Raw genomic sequence first — 16,541 nt, 5'->3', positions numbered from 1 at the left:
TCAAAACGGCTCGCACAGGCAATGCGCGCTGACGCTGAAGGGTTGGCGGCCGTTGGCCAGGTCGGTCACCAGGCCCAGGTCGCGGCGCAGGTCACGCGCGATCTCGGGTGGTGCGCCCAGCGGCATCCAAGCCGCCTCAAGTTGATGGGCCCAAGCCAGCGCGGCATCACCGCCCAACGCGCGCAGCAAACCCGCCAGCTTGCCCGGCTCACGCTCCACGTAGGTCACCCGGTACCCTTCCGACAACCTGGCGCGCACCGAGGCGGCCTTCAAGGCATCGCCATACGAGCCCAGGTTGTCCACCAGCCCGCGCTCCTTGGCCTGTGCGCCCGTCCACACCCGCCCTTGCGCGACCTCATTGATCTTCTCGGGCGTGGTCTTGCGGGCCTGCGCCGCCTTGGCCGTGAAATCGGCGTAGATGTGGTCGATGCTGGATTGCACCATGCTGGCAAAGCGCGGATCCAGTGGGCGACGTGGGTCACCGGCACCGCCCAGCCAGGTGGTGGGCACGCCGTCCGTGTGCACGCCCAGTTTGTCCATGGCTTGATCGGCCGTGGGCAGCAAGGCGAAGACGCCGATGGAGCCCGTGATCGTGGCCGCGTCGGCGATCACCTGATCAGCGGCCATGGACATCCAATAGCCACCCGAGGCCGCCAGATCACCCATCGACACGACCACGGGCTTGCCCGCCTGGCGGGTCAGTTCCAGCTCGCGCCGAACCAGCTCCGAGCCAGACGCGCTGCCGCCCGGCGAGTTGACGCGCAGCACCAGGGCCTTGATGTTGCTGTCCTCGCGCGCCTTGCGGATCAGCGCGGCCGTGGACCGGCCGCCCACCAACCCCGCCGGGGCCACGCCCTCCACGATCTCGCCTTCGGCCACGATCACACCCACGGCATCGCCAGTGAACGAAGGCCGCTGGCGAGCCAGGTAGTCGCCGAAGGCAATCTGCCGAAAACCCCTGGCCTGATCGTCGTCCTTGGCCCCGCGCTGGATCAGCAACTCGCGCAACTCGTCGCGCGTCTTGATGCCGTCCACCAGCTTGGCCTGCAAAGCCAGCTTGGCCGAATCACCCGAGACGGCCGCCAATTGCTCGGGCGCACCGTCGATGTAGGCCATCACCGCGCCTGTTGGCAACTTGCGGGCTTTCTCAACGCCCTCGGTGTAGGTGCCCCACAAGCCCTTGTACAAGAAGGATTCGGCATCCTTGGCCGCTGGCGACGCAGCGTTGGCGATGAAGGGTTCGGCGGCGCTTTTGTAGGTGCCCACGCGGATCAGGTTGATGCTGACACCAACCTTGTCCAGCGCATCGCGGTAGTAGTTGCGGTAGCGGCCGAAGCCTTCCAGAAAGACCATGCCCATGGGGTGAATAAACACCTCGCTGGCATGCGCGGCCAGGAAGTACTGGCGCTGGTCGTAGCTGCTGCCCCAGGCGATCACCTTCTTGCCGCTGGCCTTGAAGCGGTCCAGCGCCGCGGCCACTTCACGCAAGGTGGCCAGGCCCGTGCCCTGAAACTCGTCCAGCACCAGCACCACGTGCGAGATGTTGGCATCCTTGGCGGCCTCGTCCAGCACAGTCAGCAGATCACGCAACTGGGTTTTCTGGGTGTCTTGGCCCCGCACCTGCTGCAGGGCCGTGGCCCGCAGATCATCGGTGTGCTGCTCCACGATGACGCCTTGCAAATCCAGCACCAGCGCCGTCTTGTCCGACAAGACAGGGCCCCGGCTTTTGAACAAGGCCACCACGACCACCACGATCAACAGCAAGAACACCAGGTTGAGGACCAAGCGGCGACCGGCATCCAGCCAGGACCACAGCTTGCCAAACCAGGACAGCGCAGACGCGCGATGAGGATCAGACATTCAGACTCCTGCAGCAGGAAATGGGGAAGATGCGGCCCATGATGCCGCCTTTTGGGCAGCCAGACGCGCCAGCACGTCGAGCTTTTCATCCGGACTCATGCCACGCCAGCGGACGATCTCATCCAGGGTGCGGCCGCAGCCTGCGCACACCTGCCCATCCATGCGGCACACCTTGGTGCAAGGGCTGGGTGCGGGATCGGACTCGGAGGGCAAAGGGTTCACGGCCGCCGGGGGCCAAGCACCCGCTCCGTGTCTTCGCCCAAGGTCGGGGCGCGCCGCGTGATCAGGCCCGGTGTGGCCGACAGCTTGGGGATCACGCCCGGCACCTGCACGGTCAATCCATCGTGGGTGGTGACGGGCACGATCATCTCGCGCGCCTGGTAGTGCGGATCCTCCGCGATGTCGCGCGCGGAATAGATGCGGCCCACCGGCACGCTGACGGCGTTGAGCACGTCCACCACCTCGCTCACCGGGCGCTGCGCGGTCCAGGCGCCAATGGCCTCATCAATCTCGGCCACGCGCTTGACCCGGCCCGGGTTGGTGGCCAGCTCCGCATCCACCGACAAGTCGGTGCGGCCAGTGGCGATCATCAGGCGCTTGAAGATGGAGTCGCCATTGCCACCGATCACCACCATGCCATCGGCGCAGGGGTAGGCGTTGCTGGGCGCGATGCCGGGCAAGGCCGAGCCCGCAGGCTGACGCACCGCCCCGAAGGCGCTGTACTCTGGCAACAGGCTTTCCATGCAATTGAAGACGGCCTCGTACAGGGCCACATCGACCACCTGGCCGCGGCCCTTGGGTGCCGCACCGCTGACGCTGGCATGGCGAGCCTGCAAGGCCAGCAACACACCAATCACACCATGCAGCGCGGCCAGGGTGTCGCCCAGGCTGACCCCGGCACGCACGGGCACTCGGCCCGGCTCGGCATTGAGGTAGCGCATGCCACCCATGGCCTCGGCCACCACGGCGAAACCAGGGCGTTCGCGGTAGGGCCCCGTCTGGCCATAACCACTGATGCGCAGCATGATCAAACCGGGGTTGCTGCGGCTGAGTTCATCGAAACCCAGCCCCCACTTTTCCATGGTGCCAGGCTTGAAATTCTCGATGACCACATCGGCCTCGTCGATGAGGTGGCGCACGGCCTCCCGGCCCTCATCGGTGCGCAGGTCCAGCACCACGCTTTGCTTGTTGCGGCTTTGCACCTGCCACCACACGCTGGTGCCCTGGTGCAGCATGCGCCACTGGCGCAGGGGGTCACCGCCCGAGCCGCCTTCGCTGGCCGGTGGCTCGATCTTGATGACATCGGCCCCGAAATCGGCCAGCGTTTTGCCAGCAAAAGGGCCAGCAATCAGCTGGCCCAATTCGATCACCTTGATGCCGGCCAGAGCCTGCGGCGGGATGGAGGAAGAAGTCTGCGCATTCATGGGCGCCGATCCTACCCCGCCACCTCACTTCTTGGTGGCATCCGGCTCCGGATCGGTCACGAAACCGATCTTGCTCAAGCCGGCCTTGGACGCATCGGCCAAGGTCTCGGCGACCGCCTTGTAGGCCACTGCCTGGTCAGCGCGCAGGTGGATCTCTGGCTGCGTGGGCTTCTGGCCTTCGACCACGAAACGCGCGGCGGCTTCTTCGCGGGTCAGCGCCTGATCGTTCCAGTAACGCACGCCATCGGCATCGATCGAGAAGTTGATCTTCTCGGCCTTGGCCGACACGACCTGCGAGCTGGCCTTGGGCAGCTCCAGCTTCACGGAATGGCTGAGCAAGGGTGCCGTCACGATGAAGATGACCAGCAGCACCAGCATCACGTCGATGAGCGGCACCATGTTGATCTCGGCCATCGGGGCGCCGCTGCTCTTGCTGTCAAAACTGGCGAAAGCCATGGTGTGCTCCTCAGTTGCCTGTGCTGGTGGTCTTCAAGGGATGCACGTTGGCATTGGTCTTGAGGGTCTGGCCGGTCGACAGGAAGGTGAACAACTCGAACGCGAAGGCGTCCAGGCGGGCGCCCCACACTCGGTTGCTGCGGGTCAACCAGTTGTAGCCCATCACGGCCGGGATCGCCACGGCCAGGCCCACGCCCGTCATGACCAGGGCCTCGCCCACGGGGCCAGCCACCTTGTCCAGCGTGCCAGCACCCGTGGCACCAATGGCCAGCAGCGCGTGGTACACGCCCCAGACGGTGCCGAACAGGCCCACGAAGGGCGCGGTGGCGCCAATGGTGGCCAACACGGCCAGGCCGCTTTCCAGGCGCATGGTTTCTTCGTCCAGCACCTTCTTGATGGTGCGGGTCAGGAAGTCCTGGGCCGATCCGGCTTCTTCCAGCTTGGCCGCGCCATAGCGCGCGTGGTGAGCCTGGGCGTGCATGGCGTGCGAGGTCAGGTGGGCAAAGGGCTCGCTCACGCCGTGCGTGGTGATTTCGTGCTGCACCGCTTCCAGCGAGGTGGCGTTCCAGAAGAAGTTCAGGAAGGTCTTGCTGCGCCGTTGACGCAGGATCAGGCCCACGCCCTTGGTGATGATCAAGGCCCAGGACAGCAGGGACATGATCACCAGGATCACGAACAGGCCTTGCCCGACGACATCGGTGTTCTTGATGAAGTGCCCGAAGCCCATGGCTTCAACGGGATTGCTCGCCTCAACCATGGCGGTCGTGGTGACGGGGGTGGTGGTTTCGTTCATGGTGGGTCAACGCTCTTCAAGATTGAAAGTAATGCTGTGGGGTACCCAGACACTGCGTGGCACACCCGCTTCAAGATAAGGTTGAAAACGAGCAGCGTTTTCCGCAGCCACGGCCGCGCGATCCAGCCGTGGATAGCCCGACGATTTGGTCACCTTGACCTCTTTGGCCCGGCCGTTTTCGTCCACCAGGATCAGCATGGTCACGGTTCCGGATTCGCCCAGTTCCAGCGACGCGGGCGAGTAAACCGGTTGAGGCTTGATCAGGAAACGCACCGCAGACGATGGCAAGGTCTTGGGGGGCGGCGGTACCGCCGGTTCGGTGGATGGCGCCGTGCTGGCGGCCGACGTCGCGGCCACCGTGGGCGTGTTCTGCACCGGCGTCGGTGTGGTCACGGCAGGCGCGGGGCGCGGCTCAGGCGCGGCCACCGGCACCTGCATGTCTTGTGGCTCGGGCGCTCGGTTGGCGGCCAGCACAGGCGGCGGTGCTTTTTGAGGCGCCTTGGCCACGGGCTTGGGCGCGGGCACCGGTTTGGGCGGCTCTACCGTGGGCGGCGCAGGGGGTGCCAATTGCACTGCGCCATCGGTGATCAAGCTCACCATGAGTGGAGCAGGGTCGGGCGGGATCGCTGGCAGCGTGGATGAGTGCCACACCGCGATGGCCACGAGGCCGTGCAGCAACACGGCCCCCGCCGTCAGCGTCCAACGCTGGCCTGGGGACAAATCTGCACGTGGCACGTGGCCGCCGCCCGCAAAAGAAAACTCGGTGAAAACCATGCCGTCACTTTAACATTTATTGCAATTGAGAATCACTCACATTTAGTGAATCAGTCGGACATCCACCCATTGCGGGGGGTGCGTTCTCCAGGGGAACCACCCCGTCCTTCATGGGAAAATCACGGGCTGAAAAACACGCACGAATACACCAGGGACCCCATGAACAACGAAGCCTTGCTGGCCCCCATCGCTGGCGGTCTGCCTTGCGGCGCAGACCTGTCTTTCTCCACCGAGTTCGACCAGATCGCCGAAATGCGGCGCGAAGACGACCCCACCCTGGACCAAGGCGAATGGGTGACGGCCCTGAAAGTGGCCGACTGGCCTGGCGTGGTGCGCCAATGCACGCACCTGCTGAGCCAGCAGACCAAAGACTTGCGGCTGGCCCAATGGCTGACCGAAGCTCTGGCCCTGACCCAGGGCTACGCGGGCCTGCTCCAGGGCCTGCAGTTGTGCACGGCCCTGTGCGAAAACCACTGGGACGACCTGCACCCCCAGGCCGATGATGGTGACATGGACCAGCGCGTGGGAAACATGACCTGGCTGTTGCAGCGCCTGGTGAGTCTGGCCAACACCCGGCCATTGACCCGAGGTCGACAAGGCGCGGTGTATTCGCTGCAAGACATGGCAATCGCTCACCAATGGCAAGCCCAGCAGGAGCGCTCGCCGCAGGACGCCCGCGCTCAGGCTAGCGACCGCGTCACACTGGAACAGTTCATGCGGGCCTTGCGCGAAACCCCCAAAGACGAGTTGCGCGCCACCTTGCAAACCGTGCAGGCTTGCGAGCAGCAACTGCGGGCCTGGCAAACCGTGGTGGACGCCAAGCTGGGGCACCAGGGCCCCTCCTTCGTGTCGGCCAAGGAAGCCTTGTCAGGCGCGGTGCATGATGTCGAGCGCTTGGCCCGGGAGGTGGGCGCCTTGGCTGCAGCGCCAGACGAACAGCCCGCGGGGACGCATGACGCTGAGTCAAAAGCCGATGGAGGCACTGCCGACGACCTGTCGCGGCAGGGCACGGCCAAAGGTCCGCTTCGCAGCCGCGCACAGGCATTGCAACAACTGCGCGATGTGGCCGCCTTCTTTCGCCGCACCGAGCCGCACAGCCCTGTAGCCTACCTGGCCGAGAAAGCCGTGAAGTGGGGCGACATGCCCCTGCACGAGTGGTTGCGCAAGGTCGTCAAGGACCAGGGCTCGATGTCTCACCTGCACGAATTGCTGGGCGTGGAGCCGGAAGAGGGCGAAGCCAACCTCTGAACGGCTCGCTCCCTCTGACCGGGCTCAGGGCTCGACCCGAAATTCGATGCGCCGGTTGCGGGCCCGGCCCTCTTCGGTGGCATTGCTGGCCACGGGTCGATCCGGCCCCAGCCCCATGGTCCCAATGGCCTCGGCCACCAGCCCCTTGCTCACCAGGTAGGTCTTGACCGCCTCAGCTCGCGCCAATGACAGCGCCACGTTCGCCACCCGGCCGCCTTGCGCGTCGGTGTGGCCAATGACCTCGACCTTCTTGCCCTTGAGCCTGGACAGCGCCAGCGCCATCTCGTCCAGGATGCCGGTGCCCGCCGGTCTCAGCACCGCGCTGCCCGCTTCGAACTCCACGATGCGGTTGCCCAAGGTCTGGTCCACCAGGCTTTGCTCTTGCGCGGCCACGCGCAAGCCATTGCGCACGGTGTAGGTCGGGTTGAGCGAGGCCGCCATGTCGCTGGCCATTTGCTGGCGCACGGCCTCGTTGGACACCTCGCCCTTCAAATCGATGATGTTGCCCTGCACGCTCAACTGCCCACGGCTGACTTGCTTCAAGGAGGGCGACAGCACCTTCTGCAGGTTCTGAGACCACTGAGGCGGTGCCACCACCGCGCCCAGCGTCAGCTGATCGACCACCCGGTCAGCACCGTACAGCTCGCGCAGCCGCGATACCACCTGCACGCGGGTGGCCTCGTCGGGCACGGTGCCAGCGACCACCACCTGGTTGGGCCCCAGCACTTGGGCGCCAGCGGTGGCCATGGCGGTTTGCGCGCCACTTGCCGCGCACCACAGCGTCAGGGACAAAGCCAGAACTTTGGCGTGGTTCATGCTCGTCATACTCCCAGAAAGATTTCTTCGAACGTGCGCAAGGCCTGGGCCAATGACAAGGCCGGGTCGCGCAAGTAGTTTGACAATTTGCGCAGGCCGTAGTCGTCCTCCAGGCAGTCTTCCACCCAGTCGGCCTGCGTCACCTCCACCGTGTCACGCTGCAAGGCTTCCGGGTCGATGACCGAGCACAGCGAAGCCGCCGACGCGCCCTGAAAACAAAGGATCATTTCGGGGTGGGTGCTGTGCGTGGTCACAAACAGCGCCAACTCCGCGTCCACGCGTTTGAAAAACCCCAGGATCAGCGACAGCCAGAAACAGGCCACGGGCCAACGCAAGCCCGCATCCGCCGCCAAGGGCAGGCGCAAGCCCTTGTGCAACTTGCTGGCCCCCTGCGCCATCACTGGTTGCAGCAAGATGCCCAGGGCCAACAGGGTCTGGCGCACCGAAACCCGCGCGCCCGAGGCCGCCAGCATCTGCTCCAGGCTGGCCACGGTGTGCGTTTCCAGAAAATCGATCAGCTCCAGGCGCGGGCCGCTGGTCTTGAAGTCGCCCTCAATGGGCGTGGTCAAGCTGGCCTGGGCATGCGCCAGGTCGGTGGCGGCATGGGCCACGCGCCCGACCTGCTCCAGTCGGGCCCACAAGCGCGCCAACACCAAGGGGCCGTGCTGGATGAAATCAAGCTGGTCGCTCACATCGAACACGCCAGCCGTGATGAAGGGAAAGCGCCGCCCCGACGCATCCTGGCTGGCCAGCCAATGGCCTGCCAAGCCAACCTGGCTGTGCAGCCCGAGGATGGCGAACTGCACGGTGGGAGCCTGGTCGTAGACCAGCTTCCAACGCGGGTCGGTGGACAAGCGCTCCATCGCTTGCGCCTGCCACTGGTCGAGGCTCTGAATGACCGAAGCATGGTGCGCGCTGCGCACAAAATCACCCCGCGACGGCAGCTTGCCAAAGTACAGCACCTCGGTGGCATGGGTGGTGACGATGCTCATGGCTTGGCCTCCGGCGTGATCGAGGCCACGGTGGCGTCCGCGCCACCTGCCACCATGGCCGGCAAGGCGCCAGGACGCCCGCCACCGGTGGATGCGCCACCCGCCGCAGTGGTGGTTGGCGCGGCAGCCGGTGCTGAAGCGTTCGAGATGATGCGCAGTTGCAAGGCCACGGCCAGCGAGCCTTGTGGCCAGCGCAACTCAAACGCACCGCTGTCGGTGCGCTTGCGCTGGGCCGTGTTGATCATCTTCTCCAGGCCATACCGACCCGGCTCGTTGAAGAACTCCACGGTGCGCCCGTCGTAGGTCACGCCCGAGATCTTGACGCCCGGCGTGCCCGGCCCCGGCCACACAAAATGCGACCAGGTCGCAGCGGCGTTGCGGTAACGCATTTGCTGTCCGTCGATGTCCACGGTGTACTCGGTCAAGCCCGGCACCGCTTGGGGCAGCAACTCGAACACCGTCTGGGCTTCTGCGGCCGCCGCTGCAGCGCCACCCGCACTGCCGGAACCACCGCCCTGCCCGCTCAAGGGCGCCACCCAGGCCGCCAGGCCACCTGAGAAGTCCGGCAGCAAACGCACGCCCATGTCGGCCCAGGTGCGCGGGCTGACCGTGTCGCCGCGCCGCACCACCAGGGCCGCCAGCGACTGCTCCACGAACTTGGCCACCGCGCCCTCCGATCCGAAGACCTTCGCCACCTCCACGGGGCTGGCTTCCACCTTGGAGGCCCGGTCAAACGGGTACTTGGCAGAGAGCGTTTGCTGATAAGGCTCGAAGACCTGGGCCATCCACACGCGGTTCAGCTCGGACTCGGTAGGGCGCACGATCACGGCAAAAGCCTGCATCAAAGGCCGCACCAGCAAAGGTCTCAAGGTGGCTTTGGCCGAATCACTCATGCCATTGAGCATCTGCTCGTCGACCAGCTTCAAGGCATCGGCCAACTCGGAGCTGCCCTCCAGGGTCTGCACCATCAGCTGGCGCGACGCCGGCCCCGGATCGCCCTGGTTCTTCATCTGGTTGAAACGCGTGCGGATCTTGGACAAGGCATCGAGATAGCTGCGCACCAGCGTGGCACCACCATCGCGCGGCATCATCAGGCGGTTCAGGCCGACGAACTCCTTGCCAATGGGGCCCAGCGGGATGTCGGATGTCGGCATGGCCACGTTGACGTTGACCGGCACCGCCGAGGGCGCCATGCGCAAAATGGATTGCTTGAACCAGGCCACGAAACCGCGTTGCCCCTGGGCCAGCTTGTCGTTCAACAGCGATGGATTGTCCCAGGCGGTCTGGTCGTACAGCGTGCGCATCAACAGGCCCACGGGCGAGGCCGCCGGGTCACCGAGGCGGTTCATGTGCATCACGGCTTTCTCGAAGCTGCCGAACTCCTGCACGGTGATGCCCTGCATGAACTTCTGCCATTCGCGCACGTATTCAAGCTTGTACAACTGGGTCAGCGCCTTCTGGATTTGTTCGGGGCTGCCCTCCAGAGTCAGGTCGTCGCTGGACGCGGTCTTGAGCACCCAGTCGGTGGCCTGCAGTTCGTTGTTGGCCGCGTTCTTGAAGGCCTCCTTGACGTACTGGTCCCAGGCTTCCTTGGTGAAGGTGCCCGAGATGGCGTAGCTACCAGCAACGATCGGCCGGTCGGGATCGCTGATCAAGCGGGCCACTGTCATCGGCGCGAAACGCGTGGCCGCGCGCGCCTTGATCTCGGCATAGACGCGCTCGCGCGCCGGCATGCCCTTGATCACACGGCGCAGGTTCTCGCGCGTCTGGTCCAGCAGGCCCAGGTTCAGGTCTAGTTGTGGGAACGCGGGATCGGCCATTTGGGCCAGAGCAAAGCCCATGATGTGCTCGGCGCTCTGAATCAGGCGATCACGAGGCATGGTGCCGCGGTTGGCTTCCAGCCAGCTGCGCCAGAAGCGGGTCAACTGGTCGCTCATGTGGCCTGACTCCAGGCGCGAGCGGTCACCCAGCATCAGGTAGGCTTTCAAAGCGTTGTAGGCCTCGGTGACGTTGGTGCTGGAAGCGCTGGCGTAGGCCGACTCGCCTGCCGCCGCCGGGGCGGCCGCATTCGGATCCAGCACCACACCGGAGGCCGCGCCAGACGACGCAACTGCCACAGTCGCCACGGCAGGCGCACCGTCACCCTCCCGCTGGATGGGCCGCAGGTCCGCCGCATGGGCATTGACATCGGACAGGTACGCCGCGATGGACTGCTCCACCGGCTTGAGCATCACCGCCTGCAAGCCAGCGAAGTACTCTTGCTGGAGCCGGGCCTCGATGGCCTGCCCCTGGTACAGCCCCAGTCCCAACGACCAGGGCCGACTGCTGCGGTACTGCTGCATCTGGGCCAGCCGGTCTTGCAGGATCTCAAGTGCTTCGAGGCGGGACTGCAGATCGACACGCCCCTCTTGCACGCGCTGCGCCTTGGCCAGGTCGGCCTGCACATTGCTCACCAGTTGTCGGTTGCCCAGGTAAGACCAGGTCCACGTGCCCAGCAAGGCACCCAGCAACACCACGCCCGCGAAGAAGCTGGCGTAGCGCAGGTGCAGCTTCTGGCGGCTGGTGTACTGCTGCACCAACTGGCGATCAGCAAAGATGACCTTGGAGAACAGCTCCTTGAGGAAGAAACCGCTTTGCGAGTACACCTTGGAGGCCGTGCCCGGCTGCAGCTGCAAGGCGAACTGCTCGGCCACGCGCTCGCTGGCGCGGCCCGTGGATTGGCCCTCTTGCACCGCGCTGGTGAAGTAGAAGCCCCGGAAGATGGGCCGAAATTGATAGGGGTTCTCTTCAAACAGCGTGGTGATGAAGGTGCGCAAGGAGGACTTGAGCGCCGCGAACTCCAAGGGGAAGGTCAGCACGCCCGGCGGCAGTTGCTCGCCACGGTGCAGCGACATGCGCGCCACCGAGGCCTCCTTCAGGCCTTCGTACAGGTCGTCGAAATGGTGATCAAACGCCGCCACGGCATCGGCCTTGCCGGTGGTGTCGTAGGGCAGCGTGGCGCCCCACACCTTGTCGCGCTCGCTGCGGTCGCGGTCTTCAAAGAAGTCCACGAAGCCCGAGATCAGATCGGCCTTGGTGAAGACCACGTAAACGGGTGCGAACACCTCCAGCTTTTCCGTCAGTTCCTGCACGCGTTGGCGCAGCTTGCGGGCCAGCTCGATGGCGAACTCGGGCTTGTTGGCGCCCAGCTCGGCCACGCTGGCCGCGATGATCACACCGTTGATGGGCGCCTTGGGGCGGTGCTTCTTCAGCAGCGACAAAAAGCCCAGCCATTCGCTGCGGTCTTCTTCATGCACGGCATAGCGGCCCGCCGTGTCCAGCAGGATGCCTTCGGTGGTGAAGAACCAGTCGCAGTGGCGCGTTCCGCCAATGCCCTGGATGACGTTCTCGGTGTTGTCGGCGAAGGGAAACTTCAAGCCCGACTTGACCACGGCCGAGCTCTTGCCTGCCGCCGGGTTGCCAATGACGGCGTACCAGGGCAGCTCGTACAAGGCGGCCGAGCCCGAGGTTTCGCCCAGCTTGGACGACTTGATCAGCTTGACCGCGTCGACCATGCGTTCGCGCACGGCCTGCACTTCATCACGCTTGTCCTTGCCCGCCGACTTGACGGCCTTGTCGGCCTCGGCTTGCAGGGCTTGCTCCAGTTGCGAGGAGGCCTTGGCCGCTTTGGCGCGGCGCACGGCCCAAACCATCAGCCAGGCCACGGCCATCAAGCCCAGCACCACCGCCGCCCAGATCAGCCCCACCTGAAGCGTGTCGGCACCCAGGAACAACAAGGCCGCCAAAGCGGCCACGCCCAACACGGTCAGGACCTTGGGGTTGAGAAAAAACTGCCAGATTCTCTGCATGGTTCCAGTCCAGGTCGATCAGGTCTTGGCTTGGGCCGATGGCGGCGTCCAAGTCCAGGGAGTCAAAGCGAGGGCCACACGTTCGTGCGTGGCCTGCACCAGCACGGCCATGGTCACGCCGGGGGCATCGTCTTGTTGGGCCAGGCCCGTGGCCAAGGCCACAGGCACGAGGGCGCTGGCCAGACCCAGGTCACCGCAGGCTTCGCCCACGCGGGTCACCGACAACATCGGGTCCAGTTGGGGCGCCAGGTCTTGCAAGGCTTCGAAGACTTCGGCGGTGCGGCTGGCGCGGTGGTCGGCATCGGCCACCACTTGAAGCAGGTCAGCGGGCAAGGCGGTGCACACGCTCAAGGCTTGGCCCATGGCGTCTTGCAACACGGTGGCACCCACGCGACCAGCGGCATCGGCCGATTTGTCGCGGCGCAGACGGACGGGGCGGAACAGGCGCGCAGGTGGCGGCGTTTGCGTGTCCAGCCCAGGCCAATGAGGCGTGGCCAGCAGCAAGCCCGCCGCCGCTTCACCGGGGATGCGGCCGGTTTGATGGGCGCCTGTGAAAAGTTCGCCCACGGCCTGACGCCGCTCAATCTCGCGCTCGTCGAGGGCGCTGTCGGCCACCAGCACGAGGCACCATTGCGGCAAACCTTCGCGCGACCATTGCAGGGTTTGCTGGTCCAGCAAGGCCCACAGGCCATCGGCCTGGTCCAGCGCATGCACATGCAAGGCGGGGGACGTCAGCACGGCACAGCGCATGCGCAGCCAGGCGGACGCGTGCTCGCGCTCGGCTTCAGTCCATGAGGAAGGCAAGGCCAAGCGCACGGTCAAGCGGGGCAGCACCGGGCCTCGGCGCGCGCCGGTGGTGGCCGCCGCTGCCATGCCACTGAGGTGCGCGGGCTGATCTACCGCCATCATGGAGGTTTGAGCGGAGGCTTCGTCAATGGGCCAGTCCTCGGCGAGCATCAACACTCGCTCCAGCAACTGATCTGCGGGGGCCTGCAGCAAGGCCAATGCGCGCACCACGCGGTCACCGACTTCAGGCGGCAACGCCTGGCGCAAGCCATCGACGTCCAGCTCCGGCAGGCGCGCCGTGAACACCGGGCCGCCGTCCAGGTCCTGCAACTCGGGGTCGAGGCCGGGACGCACATCACCCGACCGGATTTGCGACAGCACCTGCTCGGGGGAGTCGCCCGCCGACAAACGCACTGCCGCTTGCACCACAGCCAAGCTGAGTCGCCGCTCGTCCATTGGCACCACAGCCGACTTGTCCACCACCGCCGGTCGAGCCTTGATCACCACCGGCTTGGCCGCATCGGCCCGCAAGCGGGCCACGCCCCACACCGCGCCCAACAACACGGCGGTCAGCACCACCGGCAACACGAACAACTGCCCCACGATCTCGGTGTCCGAGACATCGCGCTCAGCCGTCTGCCATTGCCACAAGGTGACGAGCCAGACCAGCGCCCCAATCCCCAGGCACAACAACCCGGCCTTCAACAGCTTGCTCATCTCAGATGCCGGTGGATACCGCCTGGGCTGCGATCAGGGTGGCGCCGCAGGCGCATTTGTCGCCATGGCGCGCGGCGGGCTGGCCGTCGATGATCATGGTGGCATCGCCCGACACGATCACCGTGGTGCCATGCCCCCGGTGAGGGCAAGTGACCTGGTCACCCACGCGTGCGATGCGCTTGCCATGGGTGTCGGTCACGCCAGAGGCGCCCACCACCGTGCCGCCATGGTCGGTGCTGTCACCCAGAACAATGAAAGGACGCCCCATGTCGTCTGACTCCCCGTGTGTTGTCGTCGTGGCCCGCACTTGCAGCAGGCAGGGGCGCAGTCTAATGGCGGATGTCCATGGTCCTTCCCCCCCGTTGGGGCGGGGACTTGTTACTGTCTGTTTCTGCGCCACTCGACGTGGCCGAAGTCCATGAGGCGCCAGCGGCCACCCCAGGTCAGGCCCAACTCTTCGGCCACCTGGCCATAGAGCTGGTAGCCGCGCATGGCCCACGGGTCCTTCTCGGAGATCACCAATTTGCCGTTGCGCAGAAAGGCGCAATCAGCCGCCAAGCCGTGCTGGTGGTAGCTCTGCCAGGCGCCCGCGTTGGTCACGTGCGCACCTTGCGCGGCCAGCAGGTTCTGGCGCTCGGGACTGCGGTAGCCTTCCAGCAAGGCCATGTCGTAGCCATGCCGCTCTTTCATGACTTTGAAGACCGTGAGCACGCGTTGCACGAAGGCTTCGTCCATGCGATCCCAACGGCGGTCGGCGCTGGACAGCATGGGCCGCACCACCTCGACCTCAGCGGTGGTGAAGGCTTCGGGCGGCAAGGGCGGCGGTGGCACCAGTTGCTCGCCTTGCAGCAAGTGGGCCACGTGGCGATTGCCGTCGTCCAGGGTGGTGTCGTCAAAGGCATCCAAGGTGCGCCCGCCTTGTTGGCCACCACCCCACCACCAGACACCGGCCGCGGGCAGCATCAGCAGGACACTGCCCAGCACGATCCAGGGAATCACGCTCACGCGGCGCTGATGGCGGCCCTTCCAGGACGAACCAACCCATGCCACCACCGCGCGCCGCCCCGAAGGAAACACCAAGCAAGCCAGGACCAGACAGCCCAGCACGAAGTACCCAAAAATCCACCCTGCGAGCATATTGTTGTAACGATTGTTTGCAAAAAGACGATTGGCCGCGCCGGTGTGTCGGACGCTTCGTAGAATCCGCGCTTTGGCGACACCACAAAAATCAACACAGGGAGTTGGCGTTGAGCTACCCATCGGGCGACCATCAAGCCCCCAAACCCGGACGCGGCCAGCGGCCCAGCCTTGATCGCCCCAGCCTGTTCGCGGGCATGGACGACGAGCCCGCCGCCGAAGACCACCAACGCGTGCGGATTCTATCGACGCTGGAATCAACCCGCCACGCTTCGCGGCCCAGCCGCACCAAAGGCGGACGGCGCACCCACAAATCACACCGCCGCAGTTGGCTGCAGGGAGCGCTTTGGGGTGCGATGGGCGTGGGTGTGCTGGCTTTGATGGCCGGCTTCGTGCTGGTCATCCAGGACAGCAAGCCCGCGATTGCCCAGGTGATGCCGCCGCCCACCACCATTGCCCGTGCGCCGACCTCCGCCAAGCATGACACGCTGGAGTCCAGCGCCGAGGTCTCGGCGCCCACGGCCGCAGGCCCTGCCGTGATTGAAACCACCCATGCCGACGCACCGTTGGCGGCCTTGAGCCCCACCCCCACGGCGCCATCGGCCACAGCCTTGTCTCCATCCACCGAGCTGGACCGCGCGGCCGTGAACGACCAGGTCAAGGCCGCTCCTGCCGCCAAACCCGCCGTGGCCCTGGCGTCGGCCACTTCCACCACCCCAGCCAAGCCCGGCAAGGCCGGGGCCACCGCCAAGGGGCAGGACGAAGACGTGGCGCTGCTGGAAGCCATGTTCGCACACACGGGTCGCAAGCCTCCGCCCAAGCCGGTGGCGCCCAAAAACTGAGGCATTCCCCCCGCAAAGCCGGGGCTGCCTTGCATTCAACGCGCACAAGGCCCTGGGGCTTGTTAGCATCGGCCATCTGCAGACTGCTTGCTTTGCCAGGCTTTGAAAGCGCCCCATGACCACGCCCAACCTCCGCGCCATCGACGCGGCCCCTGACATTGATGAAGGCACGCCCGTGTCCGTCAAGATCCGGGAACGCCTGAAAGAAGCCCAACAGCGCTTTCACGCCAACGACAACATCGCCGAATTCATCGAACCCGGCGAGCTGGAAAAACTGCTCGACGAGGTGCAAGACAAGATGGCCGGCGTGTTGTCCAGCCTGGTGATCGACACCGACAGCGACCACAACACGCAGGACACCGCCCGCCGCGTGGCCAAGATGTACCTGCACGAGATCTTCAAGGGCCGCTACCACAAGGCCCCTGCCGTGACGGAGTTTCCCAATGCGGAACGCCTGAACGAGCTGATGATCGTGGGGCCCATCACCGTGCGCAGCGCCTGCTCGCACCACCTGTGCCCCATCATGGGCAAGGTCTGGATCGGCGTCATGCCCAACGAGCACTCCAACCTGATCGGCCTGTCCAAATACGCCCGCCTGATCGACTGGATCATGAGCCGCCCGCAGATCCAGGAAGAAGCCGTCACGCAAGTGGCCGACTTGCTGCAATCGCGCATGCAGCCTGATGGCCTGGCCGTGGTGATGGAGGCCGACCACTTCTGCATGCAGTGGCGCGGCGTCAAGGACATGGACTCCAAGATGATCAACAGTGTGATGCGCGGCTCCTTCCTGAAGGATCCCAACCTGCGGCGCGAATTCCTCGCCCTGGTCAACCAACGGAAAAGCTGAG

The 16,541-nt window shown here is 65.5% G+C and carries 15 protein-coding genes; 3 read left to right on the top strand and 12 right to left on the bottom strand.

The window, feature by feature from the left end:
* The 6 genes from sppA to Q7V20_RS00535 all read right to left on the bottom strand — a co-directional run bounded on the left by sppA (window position 1) and on the right by Q7V20_RS00535 (window position 5,307).
* A complete protein-coding gene (gene sppA, locus Q7V20_RS00560) occupies window positions 1–1,860 on the bottom strand; it encodes a signal peptide peptidase SppA (RefSeq protein ID WP_304786067.1) in 1,860 nt (619 codons plus the stop codon).
* Window positions 1,861–2,082, bottom strand: coding sequence for a DUF1289 domain-containing protein (locus tag Q7V20_RS00555; protein ID WP_304786065.1), 222 nt, complete (start codon window positions 2,080–2,082; stop codon window positions 1,861–1,863).
* A complete protein-coding gene (locus tag Q7V20_RS00550; protein WP_304786063.1) occupies window positions 2,079–3,284 on the bottom strand; it encodes a CaiB/BaiF CoA-transferase family protein in 1,206 nt (401 codons plus the stop codon). The genes Q7V20_RS00555 and Q7V20_RS00550 overlap by 4 nt, the downstream gene beginning before the upstream one ends.
* Before the next feature lie 24 nt (window positions 3,285–3,308).
* Entirely contained in the window at window positions 3,309–3,740 is a 432-nt protein-coding gene (locus Q7V20_RS00545; RefSeq protein WP_304786061.1) for a biopolymer transporter ExbD, read from the bottom strand.
* Between the two features lie 10 nt (window positions 3,741–3,750).
* Window positions 3,751–4,467 carry a MotA/TolQ/ExbB proton channel family protein gene (locus Q7V20_RS00540; RefSeq protein WP_304786134.1) on the bottom strand — a complete coding sequence of 239 codons (717 nt, stop codon included), beginning with the start codon at window positions 4,465–4,467 and terminating at the stop codon, window positions 3,751–3,753.
* 72 nt (window positions 4,468–4,539) lie between these two features.
* Window positions 4,540–5,307: an energy transducer TonB gene (locus tag Q7V20_RS00535; protein ID WP_304786059.1), complete on the bottom strand. Its 768-nt coding sequence runs from the start codon at window positions 5,305–5,307 to the stop codon at window positions 4,540–4,542.
* Between the two features lie 159 nt (window positions 5,308–5,466).
* Between Q7V20_RS00535 and tssA the strand changes: the two genes are divergently transcribed.
* Window positions 5,467–6,555: a type VI secretion system protein TssA gene (gene tssA, locus Q7V20_RS00530; RefSeq protein WP_304786057.1), complete on the top strand. Its 1,089-nt coding sequence runs from the start codon at window positions 5,467–5,469 to the stop codon at window positions 6,553–6,555.
* Window positions 6,556–6,579: 24 nt separating this feature from the next.
* Here the strand turns inward: tssA and Q7V20_RS00525 are convergent, their stop codons facing one another.
* From Q7V20_RS00525 to Q7V20_RS00500, 6 genes are all read right to left on the bottom strand, one after another.
* A complete protein-coding gene (locus tag Q7V20_RS00525; protein WP_370652373.1) occupies window positions 6,580–7,371 on the bottom strand; it encodes an OmpA family protein in 792 nt (263 codons plus the stop codon).
* A 5-nt stretch (window positions 7,372–7,376) separates the two neighbouring features.
* Entirely contained in the window at window positions 7,377–8,363 is a 987-nt protein-coding gene (tagF, locus tag Q7V20_RS00520; RefSeq protein WP_304786055.1) for a type VI secretion system-associated protein TagF, read from the bottom strand.
* A complete protein-coding gene (gene tssM / locus Q7V20_RS00515; RefSeq protein WP_304786053.1) occupies window positions 8,360–12,211 on the bottom strand; it encodes a type VI secretion system membrane subunit TssM in 3,852 nt (1,283 codons plus the stop codon). The genes tagF and tssM overlap by 4 nt, the downstream gene beginning before the upstream one ends.
* An 18-nt stretch (window positions 12,212–12,229) precedes the next feature.
* On the bottom strand, window positions 12,230–13,714 hold the full coding sequence (locus Q7V20_RS00510) for a hypothetical protein (protein ID WP_304786051.1): 1,485 nt from the start codon (window positions 13,712–13,714) through the stop codon (window positions 12,230–12,232).
* 1 nt (window position 13,715) lies between these two features.
* The gene (locus tag Q7V20_RS00505; RefSeq protein ID WP_230179060.1) at window positions 13,716–13,982 is read right to left on the bottom strand and encodes a PAAR domain-containing protein; all 267 of its coding nucleotides are present in this window, start codon (window positions 13,980–13,982) and stop codon (window positions 13,716–13,718) included.
* Between the two features lie 110 nt (window positions 13,983–14,092).
* Complete coding sequence (locus Q7V20_RS00500) at window positions 14,093–14,851, bottom strand: M15 family metallopeptidase (RefSeq protein WP_304786046.1); 759 nt, start codon at window positions 14,849–14,851, stop codon at window positions 14,093–14,095.
* 110 nt (window positions 14,852–14,961) lie between these two features.
* Here Q7V20_RS00500 and Q7V20_RS00495 point away from each other — a divergent pair, with 110 nt between their 5' ends.
* Together Q7V20_RS00495 and folE are read left to right on the top strand one after the other, a co-directional pair.
* Window positions 14,962–15,693, top strand: coding sequence for a hypothetical protein (locus tag Q7V20_RS00495; RefSeq protein ID WP_304786044.1), 732 nt, complete (start codon window positions 14,962–14,964; stop codon window positions 15,691–15,693).
* A gap of 115 nt (window positions 15,694–15,808) precedes the next feature.
* The gene (folE, locus tag Q7V20_RS00490; protein ID WP_304786042.1) at window positions 15,809–16,540 is read left to right on the top strand and encodes a GTP cyclohydrolase I; all 732 of its coding nucleotides are present in this window, start codon (window positions 15,809–15,811) and stop codon (window positions 16,538–16,540) included.
* Window position 16,541: the final 1 nt, after the last annotated feature.

This window comes from Aquabacterium sp., assembly GCF_030652515.1.
GTDB lineage: Bacteria > Pseudomonadota > Gammaproteobacteria > Burkholderiales > Burkholderiaceae_C > Aquabacterium.
The sequence above is the reverse complement of the archived record's forward strand: the minus strand, read 5'-3'. Positions and strand labels throughout refer to the sequence as shown.

Coding starts and splice junctions, on each gene's coding strand:
- Q7V20_RS00540 (WP_304786134.1), bottom strand. CDS start 4,467: ATGGGCTTCGGGCACTTCATCAAGAACACCGATGTCGTCGGGCAAGGC.
- Q7V20_RS00525 (WP_370652373.1), bottom strand. CDS start 7,371: ATGAACCACGCCAAAGTTCTGGCTTTGTCCCTGACGCTGTGGTGCGCG.
- tagF (WP_304786055.1), bottom strand. CDS start 8,363: ATGAGCATCGTCACCACCCATGCCACCGAGGTGCTGTACTTTGGCAAG.
- Q7V20_RS00500 (WP_304786046.1), bottom strand. CDS start 14,851: ATGCTCGCAGGGTGGATTTTTGGGTACTTCGTGCTGGGCTGTCTGGTC.
- folE (WP_304786042.1), top strand. CDS start 15,809: ATGACCACGCCCAACCTCCGCGCCATCGACGCGGCCCCTGACATTGAT.
- Q7V20_RS00510 (WP_304786051.1), bottom strand. CDS start 13,714: ATGAGCAAGCTGTTGAAGGCCGGGTTGTTGTGCCTGGGGATTGGGGCG.
- Q7V20_RS00505 (WP_230179060.1), bottom strand. CDS start 13,982: ATGGGGCGTCCTTTCATTGTTCTGGGTGACAGCACCGACCATGGCGGC.
- Q7V20_RS00550 (WP_304786063.1), bottom strand. CDS start 3,284: ATGAATGCGCAGACTTCTTCCTCCATCCCGCCGCAGGCTCTGGCCGGC.
- Q7V20_RS00545 (WP_304786061.1), bottom strand. CDS start 3,740: ATGGCTTTCGCCAGTTTTGACAGCAAGAGCAGCGGCGCCCCGATGGCC.
- tssA (WP_304786057.1), top strand. CDS start 5,467: ATGAACAACGAAGCCTTGCTGGCCCCCATCGCTGGCGGTCTGCCTTGC.
- Q7V20_RS00535 (WP_304786059.1), bottom strand. CDS start 5,307: ATGGTTTTCACCGAGTTTTCTTTTGCGGGCGGCGGCCACGTGCCACGT.
- tssM (WP_304786053.1), bottom strand. CDS start 12,211: ATGCAGAGAATCTGGCAGTTTTTTCTCAACCCCAAGGTCCTGACCGTG.
- sppA (WP_304786067.1), bottom strand. CDS start 1,860: ATGTCTGATCCTCATCGCGCGTCTGCGCTGTCCTGGTTTGGCAAGCTG.